We start from the raw sequence: 20,088 nt of genomic DNA on the forward strand, positions 1-20,088 counted from the left end.
GTTCGCATTATGATGATTATTCGCCCTATAGAGCGTCGCGATCTGGCGGATTTATTGACGCTGGCCGGTAAATCCGGCATCGGTCTCACTTCACTGCCGCAAAATGAAGATACCCTGTCGGCACGCATTGAGCGGGCGTTAAAAACCTGGCAAGGCGAACTTCCGCAAAGTGACCAGTGTTATCTGTTCGTGTTGGAAGACAGCGAGCGCCGTCAGGTGGTCGGGGTCTGCGCGATCGAAGTGGCCGTCGGCCTGGCGGAACCCTGGTACAGCTTCCGCGTCGGCACGCAGGTGCACGCTTCCAAACAGCTGAACGTCTATAAATCGGTGCCGACGCTGTTCCTCAGCAACGATCATACCGGCCATTCGGAGCTGTGCACGCTGTTCCTCGATCCGGATTATCGTCACGGCGAGAACGGCAAGCTGCTGTCGAAGGTGCGTTTCCTGTTTATTGCCGCGTTCCGCGAACGTTTCTCCCGGCGCCTGATCGCCGAGATGCGCGGTTTCTCCGATGAAAACGGCCGATCGCCGTTCTGGGAGAGCGTCGGGCGCCATTTCTTCTCCATCGAGTTCGCCAAGGCGGACTACCTGAGCGGCACCGGGCAAAAGGCGTTTATCGCCGAACTGATGCCGAAACACCCGTTGTATGTCGATTTCCTGGCCGAAGACGCGCAGAAAGTGATCGGCGAAGTGCATCCGCAAACCCTGCCGGCGCGCCGATTGCTGGAGGCGGAAGGCCTGAGCTATCAGGGCTACGTCGATATCTTCGACGGCGGCCCGACGCTGGAAGCCGAGATCGACCACATCCGCGCGGTGAAGCAGAGCCGCCTGGTGAAAGTGGTGCTGGATGACACGCCGATGCGCGCCGATGCGCCGGTGCATCTGGTGGCCAACGACAACTATCAGCACTACCGCGCACTGTTGGTCAATGCCGATCTGTATGACGACCGCCTGCATATCAACGCCGCCACCGCCGCGGCGCTGGGCGTCGAACAGGGCAGCCCGGTGCGGGTGCTCCCCCTTATTGCACAGGAGAAAGCATGATGTCTCATCCTGCACTGTTGATTAACGGCGTCTGGCGGCAGGGCCGCGGTGCCGAGTTCGGCAAGGCCGATCCGGTCGGCAACCAGCCGCTGTGGCGCGCCAACGCCGCCGATACCGACGACGTCGCCGCCGCCTGCGAAGCCGCGCGCGCCGCGTTCCCGGCCTGGGCGCGCACGCCGTTCGAACAGCGCGAACAGCTGGTAAAACGCTTCGCCGCCTTGCTGGAAGAACACAAGCAGTCGATGGCGGAAACCATCAGCCGCGAGACCGGCAAACCGCGCTGGGAAACGCTGACCGAAATTCAGGCGATGATCGGCAAGGTGGGCATTTCGCTGCAGGCCTATCAGACGCGCACCGGCTTTAGCCAGACGGCGATGGCCGACGGCACTTCGGTGCTGCGCCATCGTCCGCACGGCGTGCTGGCGGTGTTCGGGCCTTACAACTTCCCCGGCCATCTGCCGAACGGCCATATCGTGCCGGCGCTGTTGGCCGGCAACTGCGTAGTATTCAAACCGAGCGAGCTGACGCCGCTGACCGCCGAGGAGACCCTGAAGCTGTGGCTGCAGGCCGGCCTGCCGGACGGGGTGATCAATCTGGTGCAAGGCGGCCGCGAGACCGGCGAAGCGCTGGCGGCCAGTGCGGATATCGACGGCCTGCTGTTCACCGGCAGCGCCGGCACCGGCTATCACCTGCATCGCCAATTGGCGGGGCAGCCGGAGAAGATCCTGGCGCTGGAGATGGGCGGCAACAACGCGCTGATCGTCGACGGTTTTGACGATCGCGATGCGGCGGTCAACCTGGCTATCCAATCGGCGTTTATCTCCGCCGGCCAACGCTGCACCTGTTCACGCCGTATTCTGGTGAAGCAGGGGGCGGAAGGCGACGCCTTTATCGAACGTTTGGTCCAGGTGGCGGGCGAACTGCGCGTCGGCCGCTGGGATGCCGAACCGCAGCCGTTCATGGGCGGGGTGGTGTCGGCAGCCGCGGCGGAAAACATGCTGAACGCGCAGCAGCGCTTGCTGGCGCTGGGCGGCAAATCGCTGCTGAGCATGCGCCTGCTGGAGCCGGGCAGTTCGCTGCTCAGCCCGGGCATCGTCGATCTGACCGGCGTGGCCGGCGTACCGGACGAAGAGTATTTCGGCCCCTTGACCACCATCGTGCGTTACCGCGATTTCGACGAAGCGCTACAGCTCGCCAACCGGACGCGCTACGGCCTGTCGGTGGGGCTGGTATCGCCGCAGCGCGAGTTGTTCGAGCGCTTGCTGCTGGAAGCGCGCGCCGGCATCGTCAACTGGAACAAGCCGCTGACCGGGGCGTCCAGCGCGGCGCCGTTCGGTGGCGTGGGGGCCTCCGGCAACCATCGCCCAAGCGCCTTCTATGCGGCGGACTATTGCGCCTGGCCGATGGCTTCGCTGGAAAGCGAAAGCCTGTCGCTGCCGGCGACGCTCTCGCCGGGCTTGTCGTTCCGTTAATCGTCTGCGGCGGCGCGATGGCGCCGCCGCAGGCCATCCCCAGGGGATAGCCATGTCAGGATATGAAGTCAATTTCGACGGTTTGGTGGGGCCGACGCACCACTATGCCGGGCTGTCGTTCGGCAATGAGGCCTCGACGCAGCACCAAAACAGCGTATCGAACCCGATGCTGGCGGCGAAACAAGGTTTGCTGAAAATGAAGGCGCTGGCCGATCTCGGTTTCCAGCAAGGGGTATTGCCGCCGCAGGAGCGGCCGCACTTGCCGATGCTGCGGCGCCTGGGTTTCAGCGGCAGCGATGAGGCGGTGCTGGCGCAGGCGATGCGTCAGTCGCCGCGCCTGCTGTCGGCGCTCAGCTCGGCATCTTGCATGTGGACCGCCAATGCGGCCACCGTGTCGCCTTCGGCGGACAGCGCCGACGGCAAGGTGCATTTCACCGCCGCCAACCTGAACAACAAATTCCACCGCGCCATCGAAGCGGAAACCACCACCGCCGTATTGCGGGCGATGTTCAGCGACGATCGGCATTTCGCCCATCATGAGGCGTTGCCGCAGGTGGCGTTGTTCGGCGACGAAGGGGCCGCCAACCACAACCGTTTGGGCGGCGACTACGCCAGGCGCAGCGTGCAGGTGTTCGTCTACGGTCGGCAGGAGTTCGGCGGCGACACGGCGCCGGCGCGTTATCCGGCGCGCCAGACGCGCGAAGCCAGTGAGGCGATCGCTCGCCTGCATCAGCTGGACGAGCAGCATACGGTCTTCGTGCAGCAAAACCCGGCGGTGATCGATCAGGGCGTGTTCCATAACGACGTGATTGCGGTCAGCAACCAAAATGTACTGTTCCACCACCAGCAGGCGTTTCACCGCCAGCAGCAGGCGCTGGATGAAGTGCGCCGCAAGATGGCGTCGCTGGACAGCGAGCTGGTGGCGATCGAGGTGCCGACCGAGCGCGTTTCGGTGGCGGACGCGGTGGCGACCTACCTGTTCAATAGCCAAATTCTTACCAAACCGAACGGCAGGATGATGATCGTGGTGCCGGAAGAGTCGCGTCAGCACGCCGGCGTGTGGCGTTATCTGAACGACATGGTCGGCAGCGGCGGCCCGATCGATGAAATCCGCGTGTTCGACCTGCGCGAAAGCATGCGCAACGGCGGCGGCCCGGCCTGCCTGCGGCTACGGGTGGCGCTCAACGAACAAGAGTTGAGAGCGGTCAATCCGCGCGTGATGATGAACGAGCGGCTGTTTGTGACGCTGAACGAATGGGTGGATCGTCATTACCGCGATCGCCTGACGCAGGATGACCTGGCCGATCCGCTGCTGCTGCGCGAAGGGCGCGAGGCGCTGGATGCGCTGACGTCGATCCTCGGCCTCGGTTCCATCTATCCATTCCAACGCTAAGGGAGGCGGCATGATCGATCTACTGCCCCTGACGCTGGAAGGGAACGAACCCGTCGAATGGCAGGGTGAAACACCGCAGCTGCGCTGGCGCTGGCAGGGGGAAGGGGTGCTGGAGCTCACGCCGCGGCAGCCTCACCGCCAGGCGATGGTGATGTCGGCGGGCGTGCACGGCAACGAAACCGCGCCGATTGAACTGCTCAATCAGCTGGTCGGCGATCTGCTGGCTGGCCGGTTGCCGCTGAAGGTGCGGCTGTTGGTGGTGCTGGGTAACCCGGCGGCGATGCGGGCCGGCAAGCGTTATCTGCACAGCGATATGAACCGCATGTTCGGCGGCCGCTACCGCAACTTCGCCGCCAGCGGCGAAACCGTGCGCGCGCAGCAGTTGGAGCGTGCGCTCGCCGCCTTTTTCGATGGCGAGCAGGCGGCGCGTTTCCACTACGATTTGCACACCGCCATCCGTGAATCGCGTTTGCCGCGCTTCGGCATTCTGCCCTTCCAGAAACGCCCGTACAGCGAGCCGATGTTGCAGCTGCTGGATGCCGCCGATCTGGATGCGCTGGTGGTGCACAGCGCGCCGGGCGGTACCTTTAGCCACTACTCCAGCGAACATCTCAATGCGGCGAGCTGTACGCTCGAGTTGGGCAAGGCGCGGCCGTTCGGCAGTAACGATCTGCAGCAATTCGCCGCCATCGATCGCGCGCTGCGGGCGGCGGTCAGCGAAGGGCCGCCGCCGGTGCGTGCGGGCGCCGAGATTCGGGTTTTCCGTGTGATGCACTCGTTGATCAAGCACAGCGAAGATTTCAAGCTGCACCTGGAGGATGACACGGCCAACTTCACCGAGCTGAAACCGGGGATGTTGCTGTGCGAGCAGCCGCAGGAGGAGTATCGCGTGGGCCAGGAGGGGGCGTGGATACTGTTCCCTAACCCCGGTGTGGCGTTGGGCCTGCGTGCCGGTATGTTGTTGAGCGAAGTTTCCCGTTCTACGCTGTATTGATTTATCCACGGCGGCGCCCTCAGCGCGCCGCCGTTATTCCCTTCATTATTTTAGTCTGCTATTTCTCGCTATTTTAATTGCCGTAAGGCGAATTTTATTCGTTCTGAAGAGATTCCCTTATGTGAATGAATAAAAGGCGGTGTCAGATGATTAGCTGAAAGTCTTAATTGCCTGGTGAATATGTTAAGACAAAAATGTGAAATAAGTAACGTTTTTAATAACCATGCTAATTTTATTGATACTTTTGAATCGCGCAGAAAGCACGCAAAACGAAACCTAAATGCACCATATTGGTGCGTTGCACCATTTTGGTTATAACTTATGTGGCAAAATATTCATATATTCAATTGGTTGCGTGATGTTTGCTTTGTAATGTTTGGTTACAAATAAACATGCTTTCTCCTCGTTGTTTCATGAACTTTTTGATTTTAAGTTTTGATTCATGATGCTAATGTCACATCACCCCCGTATTAGGGGTGCTCATAAAATACCAAAAGATAAAATCACAGCCCAAATTATAAATGGGCGTGACGGGCAGGGTTCTAATTATAATATCTAGGAAAATAAATGATGAAACGCAGTGTATTAGCCTTAGCTGTCGCCCTCGGGGCGATCACCTCCTTCGCCAACGCGGCTGAAATCTACAATAAGGATGGCAATAAACTCGACCTGTACGGCCGCGTTAACGCCAAGCATTATTTCAGCGACAGTAAATCCAACGACGGTGATATGACCTATGTTCGCCTGGGCTTCAAAGGCGAAACGCAAATCAATGATCAGTTGACCGGGTACGGCCAGTGGGAATACAACGTCCAGGCCAATCATGACGAAGCGCAGGGCACTACCGGCACCAAAACGCGTCTGGGCTTCGCGGGGCTGAAATTCGGCAACTACGGTTCTTTCGACTACGGTCGCAACTACGGTGTGGTCTATGACGCCGAGGCTTACACCGACATGCTGCCGGAGTTCGGCGGCGACTCCTACAGCTATACCGATAACTTTATGACCGCCCGTTCCAACGGTTTGGCCACCTACCGCAACCGTGATTTCTTCGGTTTGGTGGACGGCCTGAATCTGGCGGTGCAGTACCAGGGTAAAAACGATGGCGACGGACGCAGCGTGACCAAGCAAAACGGCGACGGTTACGGCCTGTCTCTGGACTATCAGGACATCGGCGGTTCCGGCATCGGCGTAGCGGCGGCGTTCTCCGACTCCAACCGCACCAGCGCTCAGAAAGCGCTGCAGTACGGTAAAGGCGACAGCGCCACCGCATGGACCACCGCGGTGAAATACGATGCCAACCAGGTTTACCTGGCTGCGATGTATGCCGAAACCCGCAACATGACGCCGATCAGCGTCAACGGCACTTCCGGTTTCGCCAATAAAACGCAAAACTTCGAAGTTGTGGCCCAGTATCAATTCGAGAACGGTCTGCGTCCTTCCGTGGCTTACGTGCAGTCCAAAGGCAAGGATATCGAAGGGATCGGTGATGCCGACCTGGTGAAGTACGTGGAAGTGGGGGCGACTTACTACTTCAACAAAAATATGTACACCTACGTTGATTACCAAATCAACCAGCTGAGCGACGATAACAAACTGAAACTGGCCAACGATGATATCGTTGCCGTCAGCCTGACGTATCGCTTCTAATCTGCAATTCCCTTACCTTCATCCTGTGTCGGGATTGGTAATCAGGCGGGGCGCAAGCCCCGCCTTAGCTCGTTGACAAAGGCGGAAAAAGCGTGGTTTTTCCTTCTTTGTGGTGAGCAACCGAAAATCAATGAATTGATTTCCCTTATTTTAAATGCTGTTTTCGGTAAACCTGGCAATGTCACCAGGCTTGTCATTAACCTCAGGCGGGGCGCAAGCCCGGCCTTCGTTTTATCGGGATCTCAGCCTTTGGGCGCCAGCCCGACCAGCTCAATGGCGGAACGCAGCGCGGCGAAACGTTGCTGATCCTGCTCACGCTCTATTTCGTTCACCAGCTGTGAAAGAATGTTGCCGCCGGAGACCTTTTTATGGTTTTGGATTAACTGCAACACTGCGTCGCCTAACGCCAGGCTGACGTCGTGCAGCAGAGTTTCATATTGCTCGTTGGAGTGAGCCGATGCTGGCATGACCTTTCTCTGTCTCTTTCTTCTTCGGGAGCCGCAATTTAGCAAAACAGCGGCCTTATGCCTCGGAGGAAGACGCAGTTTCCGATGAAATCAGAAATTCCTCAGCGTCGCGCGGGGAGGGCGTTAAAAATCCGAATATTCGCTGGCTGGCAACCAGAAGCCGTCGATAAACTCTTCCATGGGATAACAGCCGGCGTGTCGCAAGTTCTGTTCCTTCATCGCGACCAGGCATTGCGGCTCGTCGCGCAATATATCGACCACCATTTCACTGCAGCCACCATCCAGATAACAGACAAACATCACCAATGCGTACATCGTTGCACGCCTCCTTCGTCGAGTTGCTCTGTCTGCAACAGTGTAGGTAAAAAAGCGCGATTTTTCAGCATCATTGCGCGATTAATCGCCACCGAAACGCCGTTGACGACACTTTCGGAATACTCTAACCGTTTCTGACGCCGTGAGCGGATGGCATATCCTTTTGTCGATGCTAAGCTTAACTAGCCTTACTTAAACGCATTAGTGAAACCATCAAAAGGAGTGAATATGGGCTTGTTTAACTTCGTCAAAGAAGCGGGTGAAAAACTGTGGGACACAGTCACCGGTAATGCCTCCGCCGAAGATCAAGGCGCCAAACTCAAGGAGCATCTCAATAAGAGCGGCTTGCCGGACACCGACAAAGTCAATGTGCAGGTGATCGATGGTAAAGCCGTAGTGACCGGTGACGCCGTCAGCCAGGAGTTAAAAGAGAAGATCCTGGTGGCTATCGGCAACGTGGCGGGCATCAGCGGCGTGGAGGATAAGGTGGCGGTGACGCAACCTGACGCCGAGAGCCGCTTCTATACCGTGAAGAAGGGCGATACGCTGAGCGCCATCTCTAAAGAGATGTACGGCAATGCCAATCAGTACAACAAGATTTTCGAAGCCAACAAGCCGATGTTGTCGAGCCCGGACAAGATTTATCCTGGGCAGGTGTTGCGTATCCCGCAATAACGCGTCGGTCTGCCATAGCCCGGTTGCGTACCGGGCTTTTTTTTTGTCCTCTGCAATAGGTGTCTCTTATTTCCCTGCGATCTTGATGCCGGTTACATTTCCCCTGTGTACCCGCTCGCTTGCCGGCAGGCGCGGTGTTGACCCTGATGGGGAAAATTGATAGCGTCATCCCCCGGTTGAGCCGGAACGACCAAGGCGGCAACGTTGGCGCCTTATTCTGAGGGGATGTTTTGCCCCGTCAAACAGCAATGCAGCAGTTGAACGAGTGAAACCGATTTAGTGAAACAACAGCGTAACGCCTCAACGGATAAAAACTATCGAGAAACCTTGGGTGATGCGCAATTTGCGATCGTCGTGTTGGCGGTGGCGTCCTGCTCACTGATTATCTTTACGCTGGCGGTCACGCTGTGGGTGACCTGACGCGATTAACTAGGGGAGATAAAATGGAGCCTAATCTCCATGATGAGACCAAACTGCTGGCGATTATCGGCCTGTTGGTGTCCGTGCTGCTGGTGGTATCAATTCTCTTTGGCGTGACCTATTTCTCCGATCTCAGGCACGCGCAGGACGATATAGACATCATGAGCTGCTATATCAAAGCGTCCTGATCCGCGCAACTGCGCCGGAGCCTCGCCGCTCTGTGGGGAAGCTGTCCTGTGTTAAGCTTGGGCGGTTACCCTTGGCGAATCGGCGCCATTCAGGAGGTCTTTGCGATGAGTCAGTCACGTCCTACGCTCTCTTCACCTGCACGCGAATGCCCTGTCGTTGACGGCGTGCGCCAGATACAACGTATTGCCGTGCGTAACGCAGAAGTGGGGGGCATCCCGATCAACCGTGCGTTACCAACCCGGGAGCGGCGCACCGTCGGCGCCTGGTGTTTTCTCGATCACGCCGGGCCGACGGTCTTCAACGGCACCTCGCCCGGCATGGATGTGGGGCCGCATCCGCACATCGGGCTGCAAACGTTCACCTGGATGATAGAGGGGGAGGTGCTGCACCGAGACAGCCTCGGCAGTGAGCAGGTGATTCGCCCGGGCCAGGTTAATCTGATGACCGCAGGGCGCGGCATTGCGCATACCGAACAGTCGGTGGGTGAGCAACGGCGATTGCATGCCGCACAATTATGGATCGCGCTGCCGGCCGAACATGCCGACATGGCGCCACGCTTCGATCATTATCCTGACTTGCCGCAATGGCAGAATAACGGCGTGAATCACCGTTTGCTGGTGGGGGAATTTGGCGCTTATCGTTCACCGGTGTTTACGCTTTCGCCATTAATCGCCATTGACCTGGAATGGCAGGAAGCGGCGAGGATCGAATTGCCGCTGCGCGATGATTATGAAATCGGCTTTTTGCCCCTTATTGGTGCATTTGAACTTAATGGTGAAACTTTTTCACCTGATGAGTTCGCCTATTTGGGCATGAAGAATAACTCTATTGGGTTAAATGCGCAAAAGGGCAGCCGGGGATTATTAATCGGTGGGGCGCCATTAAACGAAGAGATCCTTATCTGGTGGAATTTCGTTGGCCATAGCAAGGCTGAAATTACTCGGGCTCAGCATGATTGGGAACAAGGGGCGCCGCGCTTCCCGGCGGTTAGCGGTTATTCTGGTGAGCGCATGACCGCGCCACGCCTGCCCTGGAGCGATGTTTGATAGCGTTAGGATATAATCGCCGCGATTATTCGGCTTATTTCGCTCTAATAAGGCGCAATTAATGTGATCGCGGCTCCAGCTTTACGACAATATAAGGTTTATCGGCGGAAAAGTGATCTGGCGCATATAATGACAACGAGAAGAAGTTTAGGATAATCCTCAGGAAGTAAGGTTGTCTCCCGTTAGTCAGATGTCAGTGAGGTCATTATGAGCCAGGTACTCTATCGTGCAAGACTGTCCCATGTCGTGGTTGCCACGGCGCTGTTTTGGGCCTCTGTCGCGGCATTGTTGGTCGCCGTATTAAACTAACCTCAAAAAATGACTCCTGCATAAACCCGCCTCGGCGGGTTTTTTTATCTCCGCCGATGGGAAGATGAGAGGCGGAGTTTATAATTGATGACATCTTCAATAAACGACCGGGATCCTCATGAAGCTCTTTGCCGATATTTTGCTGCTGCTCATCGCAGCGCTCCATCTTTATATCCTGGTGCTGGAAATGTTCCTGTGGCGTACGCCACTCGGCAGGCGCGCATTCGGCACGACGGCGGAGTTCGCCGCCGCCACCCGGGTGCTGGCCGCCAATCAGGGGTTGTACAACGGCTTTCTGGCGGTGGGGTTGGCATGGAGCTACTGGCGTGGGGATATGGCGCTGCAGCTGTTCTTTCTCGGGTGCGTGTTGGCGGCCGGCGTGTTCGGCGGGCTGACCGCCAGCCGCAAAATTCTGTGGGTGCAGGCGCTGCCGGCCGCGATCGCGATACTGGCTGCATGGGCGGCGCGTTAACCCGCCGGTTTGCGGCGGGCTTCAGGCGGATTTTTGGTGAATGACGTGCAGCGGCGGATCGATATGCAGATCGACGCTCAAATCCTGGCGGAAATCATAGGGCGTGATATTAAAACGCTTTCTGAACATGTACGTGAAGTGAGACTGTGAACCGAAGCCAAAGTCCAGGGCAATATCGAAGATCGACGCTTCACTGCTGCGCAGTTGGTAGACCGCGCCGGCCAGACGGCGTTCGCGAATGTATTTGCCGAGCGAAATTCCCGTCGCTTCTTTGAACAGCTTCTGCATGTGCCACAGCGAGTAGCCGGAGTACTCGGCCAGCTCTTCGAGATGGATCACTCGTCCGAGGTGAGTTTCGACCCATTTGCTGAGGGCGCAGACCAATGAGAGGTGGTGTTCTTGTATCATCAGTGCGTCAGTGTGAGACCTACATAGCGGTGAAGTATACACAACTTGCCGCCGTGGACAAAAACGCCGCCGGTGTCGGGCGGCAATTATTCGGAAAAACCGCGTAACCGCCGCTTGTCAGCCGAAAGGAAAAACGGCTAATCTGAGACGGTCACCGCCTCGGTGGGGGACGCAAAGAAGGCCGCAGCAAGTAACCGCCAAAACAGAGTCAGCCGTAACAACTCAACGTTGATGGGGTGATCGCATGTTAATGACAGTGATTATTACTCTGGTTGTAATCGTGGGCGTCGGCGCTTTTATGGCGATGCCGGTGATGAGCATGAAAAACGCGGAAGGTGTGGGAGGTGAAGAACCGTGAGAGCAAGAGATATTGCACGCCGCTGAGCGGGGCGAACGCCAATCGGGAAAGCCTGGGTCAGAAACCCGGGCTTTTTGTTGCGCAGGCGCTCAAACGTTTTTCCGCTCGACGGTTTCCTCTCCCCAATAAAGCTGGTCGGCGGTGGTTTTGGCAAAGGCTTTCTCCAGCGCTTCGTCGCTGCCTTCTTCCCAGATTTTCTGCGCCAACACTTCGTCGTTCCCTGCCAGTTCAAAAATGGCTTCGGCGATCTCCACCGAAGTTTCACGCACTGTCGCCCAGGATTTCACATTGTGATTCGCCATAACTTTCTCCTGTTGGTTGTGGCTTGGGGGTGGTTTTTGCCACCGTCATGCTGCAAGTATAGGCTAATCCGCCGCGGGCTTTTGCCCGGCGGTGCGCAGAAGGGGGAAAAAGACGGGGAGAGCGGGCAATGGCGCGGACGCCATGCTATTCTGTGCGGCGTTTGAATCAAGAAGGAAAGTTATTATGTCTGACATGCTGAGCAACGAGCAGGAATTGGCTTCCGATCTGGTCGCTTGCCAACTGGTCATCAAACAGATTCTGGACGTTATCGACGTGATTGCGCCGACCGAAGTGCGCGACAAGATGGCGGGTCAGCTCAAAAGCATCGATTTCTCCACGCACCCTGCTGGCGCCGATCCGGTGACCCGCCGAGCGATTGACAAGGCGATTGCGCTGATCGAGATGAAGTTTACCCGCAACTGAGGCGGGGCCGCCGCAGAGCGACGGCGTCGGGCGGTGGCGGTTAATCCACCACCGTTTCGATTTTCTTGAACAGCGGGCAGTCGGCTACGCCGATGAAACCGTTGTCGCCATTCACGTACTGGGCGATCGCCACGTTACGCGCCGTCAGGTATTTGCACTGCAATCCCAACCCGCCAACGTTTTTGTTGCTGCCGATCAGCACGCCGTAACCCGAGATCAAAAAGCCGCCGTAAATGACCGCCAACACCAGTACCCACTTAATCAATTTACTCATCGCATTTCCTCGTTGTCCCTGAGAGAGCATCTAGCCACGGCGCGCATGCGAGGGCAAGGGTAACAGTCTGAAAACCGGGCGATAGCCAGAAATCTAAACGAAAAGTTAAACTTCGTTTAACTTCGCTGTGATAACATGCGCGATAGATTACCCAGATAACAATGAGGCTGCTAAATTTGTTGCGAAAAAAAATCCTCGTGATAATGACGGCCGTCGCTGCCTGCCTGTTTTTCTACCTGCTGGCGCTGGACAGCTATTGCGACGATGGTGGAAATTTTGCGTTGGGCATCTGTTCGGTGACCCGCTTCGTGCCCTGGTAAGCAATTTTCGGCAGGGATGTTCGCACGGCCGCCGCGAGTGTTAAGATGGCGGCCTGAATGTCGCAGTAGATAGGTTTTTTCATGTACGATTTAGGTTTTGGCCAGAACGGCCTGTTGTCGCTGGCCCTCGCCGCCGTGGCGTTGCTGGCCGGGCTGTGGGTTTGGTTCCTGGTGAACCGCGCCAGCGTGCGCGCCAACGAGCAGATTCGCCTGCTGCAAGAGATTGCAGAGCAACAGCGTCAGCAAACGGCGCTGTTGAAGCGTATGGCGCACCGCGCTGGCACTGACGGCGCTGCTGCTGACGACGACGATCTCAGCCCCGCGCTGGATTTCAAAGGTTTTATCCCCGAACGTTGAGCATGATGCTCCGGCTGGCGCTGCCGCCGGGGCGCCTCAGTAAAACACCATGCCCTGATAAGGTTTTTCCCGGCATGCCGCCAGGCGGCTGGCCAAATCGCCGGCATGGATCTCCAATTGATGCCCATCAGGATCGAGAAAATAAAGCGATTCGCCTTCGCTGCGATTGCTTTTCCACTCTTTGACGCCGGCCTGGCGCAACCGCTGGCTGGCCTGTTCAATGTGTTCCGGCGCTACGCTGAAGGCGTAATGGGTGTAATCGCGCTCGTGTTGTTGCGTGCGCTTTTCATCCAGCGACAGGCATAGCCACAACGGCCCCAACGAAAGATAGGCGCCGCCTTGCCAGCGGGCGTGCGGGGTAAACCCCAACAGATGACGATAAAAATCGAAGCTGCGATCGAGATCGCTGACGGCAAGCGTCAGATGGTTGAGGCCGGTCAACATGCATGCGTTTCCTGGGCGCAGAACAGAGAGAAAAGTGTACGCAGGCGCTCAGGAAAGATAAAGGGGGCAAAGCATTAGTAGAGATAATGTGAAAACCGGCGGCGCTGTCATAAAACTGTCGTACAGACATCGTAATGTAGCGCGAACCTTACGAAAGATGGATGAAGCCGATGATTAAATGGTACGAAGAAAGCGATGCCGAAGTGAACCGCAGCATCGCGCTGCTGACCGGAGAGAACCCGGACAAGTGGTATCCCTACGGTGGTGTGAAAGGTAAAGATTACTGCAAGAATCCCTCCGATGCCTGGCCGATCATTTGCGCCAACAAAATCAGTCTGAACCCCGATAACCAAAGCGACAGCCCGCAATGGCAGGCGCGCATGAGCACCCAGGGCGGTGAATGGCAGGCGGACAGCGCCAGCCCGCTGCGCGCGGCGATGATCTGCTTCCTGATGAGCCGACAGGCTAACTGAGTCGAACAATACCGGTGATTGGTAAGAGTTTCTCCTTTTTCTAATAACAGAGCTGTCGTTGGCGGAGGCTGTTTATGAAGCGCATTATCAAAGGTGATAAAAACTTGTCTCATCTGGTGATTGCCCATGCGGCGATCGATCGTCATGCCGAAAGCTTCGGCCAGCGCCGTCAGGGCTGGCCCTCGACCTACCTGATAAAATATCAAAACGATCGCGTGGCGGTGGAAGTGGTCACGCGTCGCCAATCCTATGTCGCCACGCTGATGATCGGCGCGCGCAACCTGACCAAACTGTGCGGTATGCCTGGCTGAACGCCACCGTTGCATGCTTTCTCACGGTTAAAAAATCGCGCTCCGGCCTGCCGTCTCGGGGCGCTTCTCCTTGATGCTCACGGGGTTAAGTGTTAAAAAGCCGCCCGCAGATACATTTATTGATTGGTGAAATCTTGGCCGATAGCGGCAAGGGTGTACGCCATATGAGGATAAGATGGGCGGTCAGCATCAGGATACTCCGCTAAAACGCGGCTTAAAAAACAGACATATACAGCTTATTGCCCTCGGGGGCGCCATCGGTACCGGTTTATTTCTCGGCATTGCGCAAACCATTAAAATGGCCGGCCCCGCCGTGCTGTTGGGTTACGCCATCGGTGGTTTTATCGCGTTTTTAATCATGCGCCAGCTGGGCGAAATGGTGGTGGAGGAGCCGGTCGCCGGATCGTTCAGCCACTTTGCCTATAAATATTGGGGCGACTTCGCCGGCTTTCTTTCCGGCTGGAACTATTGGGCGATGTTCATTCTGGTCGGCATGGCGGAACTGACCGCTGTCGGCATCTACATTCAGTACTGGTGGCCGGAGATCCCCACCTGGGCCTCCGCCGCGCTGTTTTTCGTGCTGATCAACCTGATTAACCTGGTGAACGTGCGCCTGTACGGCGAAACCGAGTTTTGGTTCGCCATCATCAAAGTGGTGGCGATTGTCGGCATGATCGTGTTCGGCGCCTGGCTGTTGGTCAGCGGCAACGGCGGCCCGCAGGCCAGCATCACCAACCTGTGGCAGCAGGGCGGCTTTATGCCGCACGGCTTCTCTGGGCTGGTGATGGCGATGGCGGTGATCATGTTCTCGTTCGGCGGCCTGGAAATGGTCGGCATCACCGCGGCGGAAGCCGCCGATCCGCGCCGCAGCATTCCCAAAGCCACCAATCAGGTGGTGTACCGCATTCTGATCTTCTATATCGGCTCGCTGACCGTGCTGCTGTCGCTCTATCCGTGGGGGCAAGTGGTGGAAGGCGGCAGCCCGTTCGTGCTGATTTTCCATGCGTTGAACAGCAATCTGGTGGCGACCGTGCTCAACGTGGTGGTGCTGACCGCCGCGCTGTCGGTCTACAACAGCGGCGTTTATGCCAACAGCCGCATGTTGTTCGGGCTGGCCAGCCAGGGCAATGCGCCGCAGGCGCTGACGCGGGTTAACAAGCGCGGCGTGCCGGTGCTGTCCATTGCGCTATCGGCGTTGATTACCTCGATTGGCGTGCTGATTAACTACCTGATGCCCGGCAAGGCGTTTGAGCTGCTGATGGCGCTGGTGGTTTCAACGTTGGTGATCAACTGGGTGATGATCTGCCTGGCGCACCTGAAATTCCGCGCCGCCAAGAACCGCCAGGGCGTCATTCCCAGCTTTAAGGCGCTGTGGTACCCGTTCGGCAACTACCTGTGCCTGGCGTTCCTCAGCCTGATTCTGGTGATTATGTATTTCAGCGAAGGGATCCGCATTTCGGTGTTGCTGATGCCGGTGTGGATTGCGGTGCTGTGGTGCGGGTTTATGCTGACGCGCCGTAAAGGCACCAAGCGTTAATCGGTATGCTGCGGAGGCGTATTGCGCGCCTCCGCTTCTTTTCTCGTTAGCCGCGCGGCATAAAGGCGCGCCCCTCACTATGCCCCCGCCCCAGCAGTTTCCGACACAGCAGCAGCAGGGTGCTGATCACGTCGATGGCGACCACGCTGAGCATCAGCAGGGTCAGCATGAAGAATCCGAGCAGCGAACCGCCCAGCACCACCAGCGGGGCAGGTACGCGCAGACGGCGCAGCTTCATGGCGAAATACATTTTCCAGTATTGCTTCTGCGCCAGCAGCGCGCTGCGAATACGGCGCCCCAGGCCGATGCCTGATTTGCGGGATGTAGAACGACTCATAACTTCTCCTTTTCTGTATGCCCTACAAGTCAATCACAAAGATCTTAAGAGAGTCTTAACGGGCTCTTGGCGGCCCTGGCTGTCTCACCGGAGTGAGACAACAGCATACGGCAAAAGGTCCCGAGATGCAGCGCACGGCTGACAAAGTGCGAGCTTCATCGGGTTTGTTACACTGAAAGTCATGCCCGTGCAGGGCGCAGTGGTCGGGAGAAAAGGCAGGATGAAGAGAATCAACCGTTATTACGACGCGGCCAAGGCGCATCACACGCCGGAGGGATTTCGCAACCCGGAACCCTCGCAGCGCCAGGAGGGCGACCTGCAGCGTTGGCAGGATGAACGCAAGCGGCAGGGGCTGCCCAGGCCGCCGCAGCAGGGCTACGCGCAATTTACCGAGCGTTGGTGGCAACCCGCCGATCTCAGCGGCGGCGATGACAGCATTTGGTGGCTTGGGCATGCGTCAATGCTGCTGCGGCTGGGCGGGCGCTATATCCTGATCGACCCGGTGTTGTCTGAACGCGCATCGCCGCTGAGCTTCTACGGCCCGAAGCGCAGAACGCCGACGCCGCTGACGGTGGGGCAACTGCCGGCGGTGGATGCGGTGCTGATCTCCCATAATCATTATGATCATCTCGACAGGCGCACGGTGCGGCAGCTGGCGCGGCGCTTTCCACAGGCCGAGTTTATCGTGCCGCTCGGATTGAAGCGCTGGTTTCGCCGCTATCGGCTGAAGGTGCATGAACTGGACTGGTGGCAGAGCCTGTCGCTGGGCGAACTGACGGTCTACGCCACGCCGGCGCGGCATTGGAGCATGCGCACGCTGTGGGATCGCAATCGCTCGTTGTGGTGCGGCTGGGTGATCCACCATCCGGCGCTGCGGTTTTATTTTTCCGGCGACAGCGGCTATTCGGAACGGCTGGCGGAGATCGGTCAACGGCTGGGGCCGTTCGACGTGGCGGCGCTGCCGATTGGCGCCTATGCGCCGCGCTGGTTCATGCAGGAGCAGCATATGGATCCGCAGCAGTCGGTGACGTTGTATCGCGAGCTGAATCAGCCGCGCGCCATTCCCATCCATTGGGGGGTATTCGAATTGGCGGACGAATCGCTCGACGAGCCGCCGCAGCAGTTGAACCTGGCGCTGAGCGAGGCGGGGCTGGATCAGCATCAATTCCACCCGTTGAAGATTGGCGAGCGCATCGCGTTGCAGGACTCGCAGCAAGCGTTCTCTCTTCGCCCTGCGGTACCGGGGAAAGAATAAGATCAACGGTTTGAAAGCGTGGCGGTAATTAGCAGAATCGATAAGCACGGGTGGTGATTCAAATAACCACCCGATCTTCAAGATTTAATTCCATGCCACACTTTCGCTATTCATAAGATTATTCCGGTTATTCAGACTCGTGGCTTTCGGATTATTTAGGATGAAACAACCGGCCAGCGGGAGAGGCGTCTGGAGGTTGCATGCTTATGCAACCGTTGCCCGCGGTACCCGCTTCACTTGCGCCTTCCGACGCGATGGGGTTCTCACCCTGTGGCGGCAGGGTTGAAGACCGACGATGAATGCGCTTTCCGGCGCTAAAGGGTCGGAGGAGCATTGAATAAATTGGCCCCCGTTCATCGATATTCAAATGTTGCATATGACATTCCATAAAGATTCAAATTTTTTAACGCTATAAGCGGCAAAAAAGCGAAAGTGCCGAGAAGGAGAGGCGTCAAAACGATGAAAGTTTTGTTAAAACGCTATCAGAATGCGGGGTCTGGCGCAGTGATTTTGGCAAGCAGAAAATAGCCGATGCTTCAACATCTTTTGGGCTATTTAAGCAAATGCGGCGCTCGACCGTTTCAAATATGTGCGACATGTCGTTCAGTGATTAAAAATGGCTTGCCATCGCATACAGAGTATGTGATAACGCATCTGGGTAAAACGAGGTACAGTTCTGTATATGTGTGGCATTTTCAGTAAAGAAGTTCTGAGTAAAGACGTTAGCGTTGAATACCGCTTCTCTGCCGATCCTTATCTTAGTGCCTCAAGCAGTAACGACTCTAGTTTGTCTATGTAACGCCCTCGGGCGGTTTAAACAATCCAAAGGAAATACTCAAGATGGCAAAGATCAAAGGTCAAGTTAAGTGGTTCAACGAGTCTAAAGGTTTCGGTTTCATCACCCCGGCTGACGGCAGCAAAGACGTGTTCGTACACTTCTCTGCAATCCAGGGTAACGGCTTCAAAACCCTGGCTGAAGGCCAGAACGTTGAGTTCGAAATCCAAGATGGCCAGAAAGGCCCATCTGCAGTAAACGTTACTGCTATCTAATCAGCGTCAGCTGTACAAAAAGCCCGCCTCCGCGCGGGCTTTTTCGTTTCCGTCATCCGGCGGCGATGATGATGCCGGCATACTGGTTGCGGCCTTTGATCCCCGGATGCGTCGGATCCTGCGCGCGCCGGTGGCTGTTGCGGCGATAGCTGGTGTACTTGAAGCGCTGCGGCCGCTGCGGGTCGACGTCGGGCGTGCAGATGGTGCAACTGCCGGCGCGGTCAACGGCGGCGAAGCCCAGCGCCGCCAGCTTGTGTTCGGCAATCGCAGCCAGATCCAGATGCCGGTAATGCGGGCTGATCAGCGTGGCGGGCAGCGGCAGGCGCTGTTTAAAATTCTCCACCAGCGCTTCGTCGACTTCGTAGCAGCACGCGCCGGCGGCGGGGCCGATAGAGACCACCCAGTCGGCGGTGTCGCCGTCCTGGCGAATGCGCGCTGCCATCTGTTCCAGAATGCCGTCCAGCAACCCGCGCCAGCCGGCATGAACCGCGGCGATGGCGCCGCCGTCGCGGCGGCTGAACAGCACCGGCAGACAGTCCGCCGTCAGCACGCCGAGCAGAATGCCGGGCTGGCGGGTGTAGAAGCCGTCGGCTTCACCGCACACCTGCGCCGGTTGCAGCACCTCGACGATACGGGTGCCGTGCACCTGCTTCTTTTCCGGCAGCGTGGCGCTGTAGGGCAGCAGATGCCCCGGCAGCAGCGCGAGTTTGCTGCCGAAGCCGTGCTGAATGTGGGGCACCGCATCGAGCAGCGCGGAACGATCGCTCATAAGTTATTTTCACCTGCGTGAGAAAACAGACTCACAGTGTAGCCAGCTTTTTCCCCGCTTGACCAGGCGTTGTTGGCGGCGAAAGCGAGCGGGGATGCGCCTTGCATCGAGCCGACGCCTTCTTTAGACTAGCCGCGCCCTGTCTTTCTGGAAGCCCATTCATGTCTTATCAATGCCCTCTGTGTCATCAACCGCTGCATTTCTCATCGCAACGCTGGCGTTGCGACGGCAATCATCAGTTCGATCAAGCCAAAGAAGGCTACGTCAATCTGCTGCCGGTACAGCACAAGCGATCGAAGCAGCCGGGAGACAGCGCGGAAATGATGCAGGCGCGGCGCGCGTTTCTCGACGGCGGTTTTTATCAGCCGCTGCAACAGCAGGTGGCAGAGTGGCTGGATTTGGCGCTGGCGGCCGATGCAGGCGCGTTATTGGATATAGGCTGTGGGGAAGGGTATTACACCGCCGCCGTGGCCGCACGGCTGGCGCAGGCGCGCAATATGGCGGTCTATGGGCTGGACGTCGCCAAGGTGGCGATCCGCTACGCTGCCAAGCGTTATCCCGCGGTCTCGTTCTGCGTCGCCTCCAGCCATCGCCTGCCGTTCGCCGACGGGGCGCTGGATGCGGTGTTGCGCATCTATGCGCCCTGCAAGGCGGCGGAGCTGGCGCGAGTGGTGAAGCCGGGCGGCGTGGTGGTGACGGTTTCGCCGGGCCCGCGTCATCTGTACCAGCTGAAAGAGCAGGTCTACCAGCAGGTGCAGCTGCATGCCGAGCAGGACGAACAGTTCGACGGTTTCGAGTGCGAGCGTAAAGAGGCGCTGGCCTATACGATGGCCCTGCCGGGCGCACAGGCCGCCAACCTGCTGCAGATGACACCGTTCGCCTGGCGCGCTACGCCGGAGGTGCAGCAGCGGCTGGCGCACGGCGGCGAGTTTGAGTGCGAAACGGATTTCGTGCTGGCGTTGTACCGGCGCCGTGCTTAACAGGCGCAGTGAGCCCAGAAACAAAAAAACCTGCCGCGGCAGG

The 20,088-nt window shown here is 57.7% G+C and carries 28 protein-coding genes; 20 read left to right on the plus strand and 8 right to left on the minus strand.

Going from position 1 to position 20,088, the window contains the following annotated elements:
* Positions 1–9: 9 nt before the first annotated feature.
* From astA to ompC, 5 genes are all read left to right on the plus strand, one after another.
* Positions 10–1,044 carry an arginine N-succinyltransferase gene (gene astA, locus ACJ8HN_RS03835; protein ID WP_033647701.1) on the plus strand — a complete coding sequence of 345 codons (1,035 nt, stop codon included), beginning with the start codon at positions 10–12 and terminating at the stop codon, positions 1,042–1,044.
* Positions 1,044–2,516, plus strand: a complete 1,473-nt coding sequence (gene astD, locus ACJ8HN_RS03840) for a succinylglutamate-semialdehyde dehydrogenase (RefSeq protein WP_442523549.1) — start codon at positions 1,044–1,046, stop codon at positions 2,514–2,516. The genes astA and astD overlap by 1 nt, the downstream gene beginning before the upstream one ends.
* A 52-nt stretch (positions 2,517–2,568) precedes the next feature.
* Complete coding sequence (gene astB / locus ACJ8HN_RS03845; protein ID WP_442523101.1) at positions 2,569–3,909, plus strand: N-succinylarginine dihydrolase; 1,341 nt, start codon at positions 2,569–2,571, stop codon at positions 3,907–3,909.
* Positions 3,910–3,919: 10 nt separating this feature from the next.
* Positions 3,920–4,903 carry a succinylglutamate desuccinylase gene (gene astE / locus ACJ8HN_RS03850; RefSeq protein ID WP_442523102.1) on the plus strand — a complete coding sequence of 328 codons (984 nt, stop codon included), beginning with the start codon at positions 3,920–3,922 and terminating at the stop codon, positions 4,901–4,903.
* Positions 4,904–5,470: 567 nt separating this feature from the next.
* The gene (ompC, locus tag ACJ8HN_RS03855) at positions 5,471–6,553 is read left to right on the plus strand and encodes a porin OmpC (protein WP_033634904.1); all 1,083 of its coding nucleotides are present in this window, start codon (positions 5,471–5,473) and stop codon (positions 6,551–6,553) included.
* 242 nt (positions 6,554–6,795) lie between these two features.
* Here the strand turns inward: ompC and ACJ8HN_RS03860 are convergent, their stop codons facing one another.
* Positions 6,796–7,020, minus strand: a complete 225-nt coding sequence (locus ACJ8HN_RS03860) for a biofilm development regulator YmgB/AriR family protein (RefSeq protein WP_033634903.1) — start codon at positions 7,018–7,020, stop codon at positions 6,796–6,798.
* Positions 7,021–7,143: 123 nt separating this feature from the next.
* Positions 7,144–7,335 carry a YebW family protein gene (locus ACJ8HN_RS03865; RefSeq protein WP_004934567.1) on the minus strand — a complete coding sequence of 64 codons (192 nt, stop codon included), beginning with the start codon at positions 7,333–7,335 and terminating at the stop codon, positions 7,144–7,146.
* A gap of 228 nt (positions 7,336–7,563) precedes the next feature.
* Between ACJ8HN_RS03865 and lysM the strand changes: the two genes are divergently transcribed.
* The 5 genes from lysM (at position 7,564) to ACJ8HN_RS03890 (ending at position 10,446) form a co-directional block, all read left to right on the plus strand.
* Positions 7,564–8,010: a peptidoglycan-binding protein LysM gene (lysM, locus tag ACJ8HN_RS03870; RefSeq protein WP_197766224.1), complete on the plus strand. Its 447-nt coding sequence runs from the start codon at positions 7,564–7,566 to the stop codon at positions 8,008–8,010.
* A 279-nt stretch (positions 8,011–8,289) separates the two neighbouring features.
* Positions 8,290–8,430, plus strand: coding sequence for a hypothetical protein (locus ACJ8HN_RS03875; protein WP_162846225.1), 141 nt, complete (start codon positions 8,290–8,292; stop codon positions 8,428–8,430).
* A 23-nt stretch (positions 8,431–8,453) separates the two neighbouring features.
* Entirely contained in the window at positions 8,454–8,618 is a 165-nt protein-coding gene (locus ACJ8HN_RS03880) for a hypothetical protein (RefSeq protein ID WP_162846224.1), read from the plus strand.
* A 105-nt stretch (positions 8,619–8,723) separates the two neighbouring features.
* Positions 8,724–9,665 (plus strand): pirin family protein, encoded by a 942-nt coding sequence (locus ACJ8HN_RS03885; RefSeq protein ID WP_033634901.1) that lies wholly within the window; start codon positions 8,724–8,726, stop codon positions 9,663–9,665.
* A gap of 427 nt (positions 9,666–10,092) precedes the next feature.
* The gene (locus ACJ8HN_RS03890; RefSeq protein WP_033654431.1) at positions 10,093–10,446 is read left to right on the plus strand and encodes a DUF1304 domain-containing protein; all 354 of its coding nucleotides are present in this window, start codon (positions 10,093–10,095) and stop codon (positions 10,444–10,446) included.
* Positions 10,447–10,467: 21 nt separating this feature from the next.
* On the opposite strand, the gene ACJ8HN_RS03895 is transcribed toward ACJ8HN_RS03890, so the two are convergent.
* Both ACJ8HN_RS03895 and ACJ8HN_RS03900 read right to left on the minus strand, forming a co-directional pair.
* Positions 10,468–10,854, minus strand: a complete 387-nt coding sequence (locus ACJ8HN_RS03895; RefSeq protein WP_004927697.1) for a helix-turn-helix domain-containing protein — start codon at positions 10,852–10,854, stop codon at positions 10,468–10,470.
* A gap of 447 nt (positions 10,855–11,301) precedes the next feature.
* Positions 11,302–11,514 (minus strand): YccJ family protein, encoded by a 213-nt coding sequence (locus ACJ8HN_RS03900; RefSeq protein ID WP_004927694.1) that lies wholly within the window; start codon positions 11,512–11,514, stop codon positions 11,302–11,304.
* Positions 11,515–11,698: 184 nt separating this feature from the next.
* Between ACJ8HN_RS03900 and ACJ8HN_RS03905 the strand changes: the two genes are divergently transcribed.
* Positions 11,699–11,938 (plus strand): DUF2766 family protein, encoded by a 240-nt coding sequence (locus ACJ8HN_RS03905; RefSeq protein WP_004927692.1) that lies wholly within the window; start codon positions 11,699–11,701, stop codon positions 11,936–11,938.
* A gap of 40 nt (positions 11,939–11,978) precedes the next feature.
* On the opposite strand, the gene ACJ8HN_RS03910 is transcribed toward ACJ8HN_RS03905, so the two are convergent.
* Positions 11,979–12,212 (minus strand): YobH family protein, encoded by a 234-nt coding sequence (locus tag ACJ8HN_RS03910; RefSeq protein WP_004927690.1) that lies wholly within the window; start codon positions 12,210–12,212, stop codon positions 11,979–11,981.
* A 161-nt stretch (positions 12,213–12,373) separates the two neighbouring features.
* Here ACJ8HN_RS03910 and ACJ8HN_RS03915 point away from each other — a divergent pair, with 161 nt between their 5' ends.
* Both ACJ8HN_RS03915 and ACJ8HN_RS03920 read left to right on the plus strand, forming a co-directional pair.
* Positions 12,374–12,532 (plus strand): PhoP/PhoQ regulator MgrB, encoded by a 159-nt coding sequence (locus ACJ8HN_RS03915; protein ID WP_004927688.1) that lies wholly within the window; start codon positions 12,374–12,376, stop codon positions 12,530–12,532.
* Between the two features lie 81 nt (positions 12,533–12,613).
* Complete coding sequence (locus ACJ8HN_RS03920; RefSeq protein ID WP_033647694.1) at positions 12,614–12,889, plus strand: YebO family protein; 276 nt, start codon at positions 12,614–12,616, stop codon at positions 12,887–12,889.
* A 36-nt stretch (positions 12,890–12,925) separates the two neighbouring features.
* Here the strand turns inward: ACJ8HN_RS03920 and fos are convergent, their stop codons facing one another.
* Positions 12,926–13,333: a fosfomycin resistance glutathione transferase gene (gene fos / locus ACJ8HN_RS03925; protein WP_060430415.1), complete on the minus strand. Its 408-nt coding sequence runs from the start codon at positions 13,331–13,333 to the stop codon at positions 12,926–12,928.
* Positions 13,334–13,503: 170 nt separating this feature from the next.
* Between fos and ACJ8HN_RS03930 the strand changes: the two genes are divergently transcribed.
* The 3 genes from ACJ8HN_RS03930 (at position 13,504) to ACJ8HN_RS03940 (ending at position 15,654) form a co-directional block, all read left to right on the plus strand.
* Positions 13,504–13,806, plus strand: coding sequence for a phage protein NinX family protein (locus ACJ8HN_RS03930; protein WP_004927682.1), 303 nt, complete (start codon positions 13,504–13,506; stop codon positions 13,804–13,806).
* Between the two features lie 74 nt (positions 13,807–13,880).
* On the plus strand, positions 13,881–14,117 hold the full coding sequence (locus ACJ8HN_RS03935) for a DUF4060 family protein (protein ID WP_025303167.1): 237 nt from the start codon (positions 13,881–13,883) through the stop codon (positions 14,115–14,117).
* A 175-nt stretch (positions 14,118–14,292) separates the two neighbouring features.
* Positions 14,293–15,654 (plus strand): amino acid permease, encoded by a 1,362-nt coding sequence (locus ACJ8HN_RS03940; RefSeq protein WP_060421412.1) that lies wholly within the window; start codon positions 14,293–14,295, stop codon positions 15,652–15,654.
* Between the two features lie 46 nt (positions 15,655–15,700).
* On the opposite strand, the gene ACJ8HN_RS03945 is transcribed toward ACJ8HN_RS03940, so the two are convergent.
* On the minus strand, positions 15,701–15,991 hold the full coding sequence (locus ACJ8HN_RS03945; RefSeq protein ID WP_033647690.1) for a hypothetical protein: 291 nt from the start codon (positions 15,989–15,991) through the stop codon (positions 15,701–15,703).
* A 220-nt stretch (positions 15,992–16,211) separates the two neighbouring features.
* On the opposite strand from ACJ8HN_RS03945, the gene ACJ8HN_RS03950 reads away from it, so the two are divergent.
* The 3 genes from ACJ8HN_RS03950 (at position 16,212) to cspE (ending at position 18,296) form a co-directional block, all read left to right on the plus strand.
* The gene (locus ACJ8HN_RS03950; protein ID WP_033634894.1) at positions 16,212–17,246 is read left to right on the plus strand and encodes an MBL fold metallo-hydrolase; all 1,035 of its coding nucleotides are present in this window, start codon (positions 16,212–16,214) and stop codon (positions 17,244–17,246) included.
* 682 nt (positions 17,247–17,928) lie between these two features.
* A complete protein-coding gene (locus tag ACJ8HN_RS03955) occupies positions 17,929–18,045 on the plus strand; it encodes a DUF2627 domain-containing protein (RefSeq protein WP_002211058.1) in 117 nt (38 codons plus the stop codon).
* 41 nt (positions 18,046–18,086) lie between these two features.
* The gene (gene cspE / locus ACJ8HN_RS03960; protein ID WP_002221949.1) at positions 18,087–18,296 is read left to right on the plus strand and encodes a transcription antiterminator/RNA stability regulator CspE; all 210 of its coding nucleotides are present in this window, start codon (positions 18,087–18,089) and stop codon (positions 18,294–18,296) included.
* A gap of 52 nt (positions 18,297–18,348) precedes the next feature.
* On the opposite strand, the gene ACJ8HN_RS03965 is transcribed toward cspE, so the two are convergent.
* Positions 18,349–19,065, minus strand: coding sequence for a polyphenol oxidase family protein (locus ACJ8HN_RS03965; RefSeq protein ID WP_172904719.1), 717 nt, complete (start codon positions 19,063–19,065; stop codon positions 18,349–18,351).
* Between the two features lie 161 nt (positions 19,066–19,226).
* Between ACJ8HN_RS03965 and rlmA the strand changes: the two genes are divergently transcribed.
* Positions 19,227–20,045: a 23S rRNA (guanine(745)-N(1))-methyltransferase gene (rlmA, locus tag ACJ8HN_RS03970; protein ID WP_033654426.1), complete on the plus strand. Its 819-nt coding sequence runs from the start codon at positions 19,227–19,229 to the stop codon at positions 20,043–20,045.
* Positions 20,046–20,088 lie beyond the last annotated feature (43 nt).

Origin of the sequence: Serratia sp. CY29653, from assembly GCF_052169255.1 — a bacterium.
Lineage (GTDB): Bacteria > Pseudomonadota > Gammaproteobacteria > Enterobacterales > Enterobacteriaceae > Serratia > Serratia sarumanii.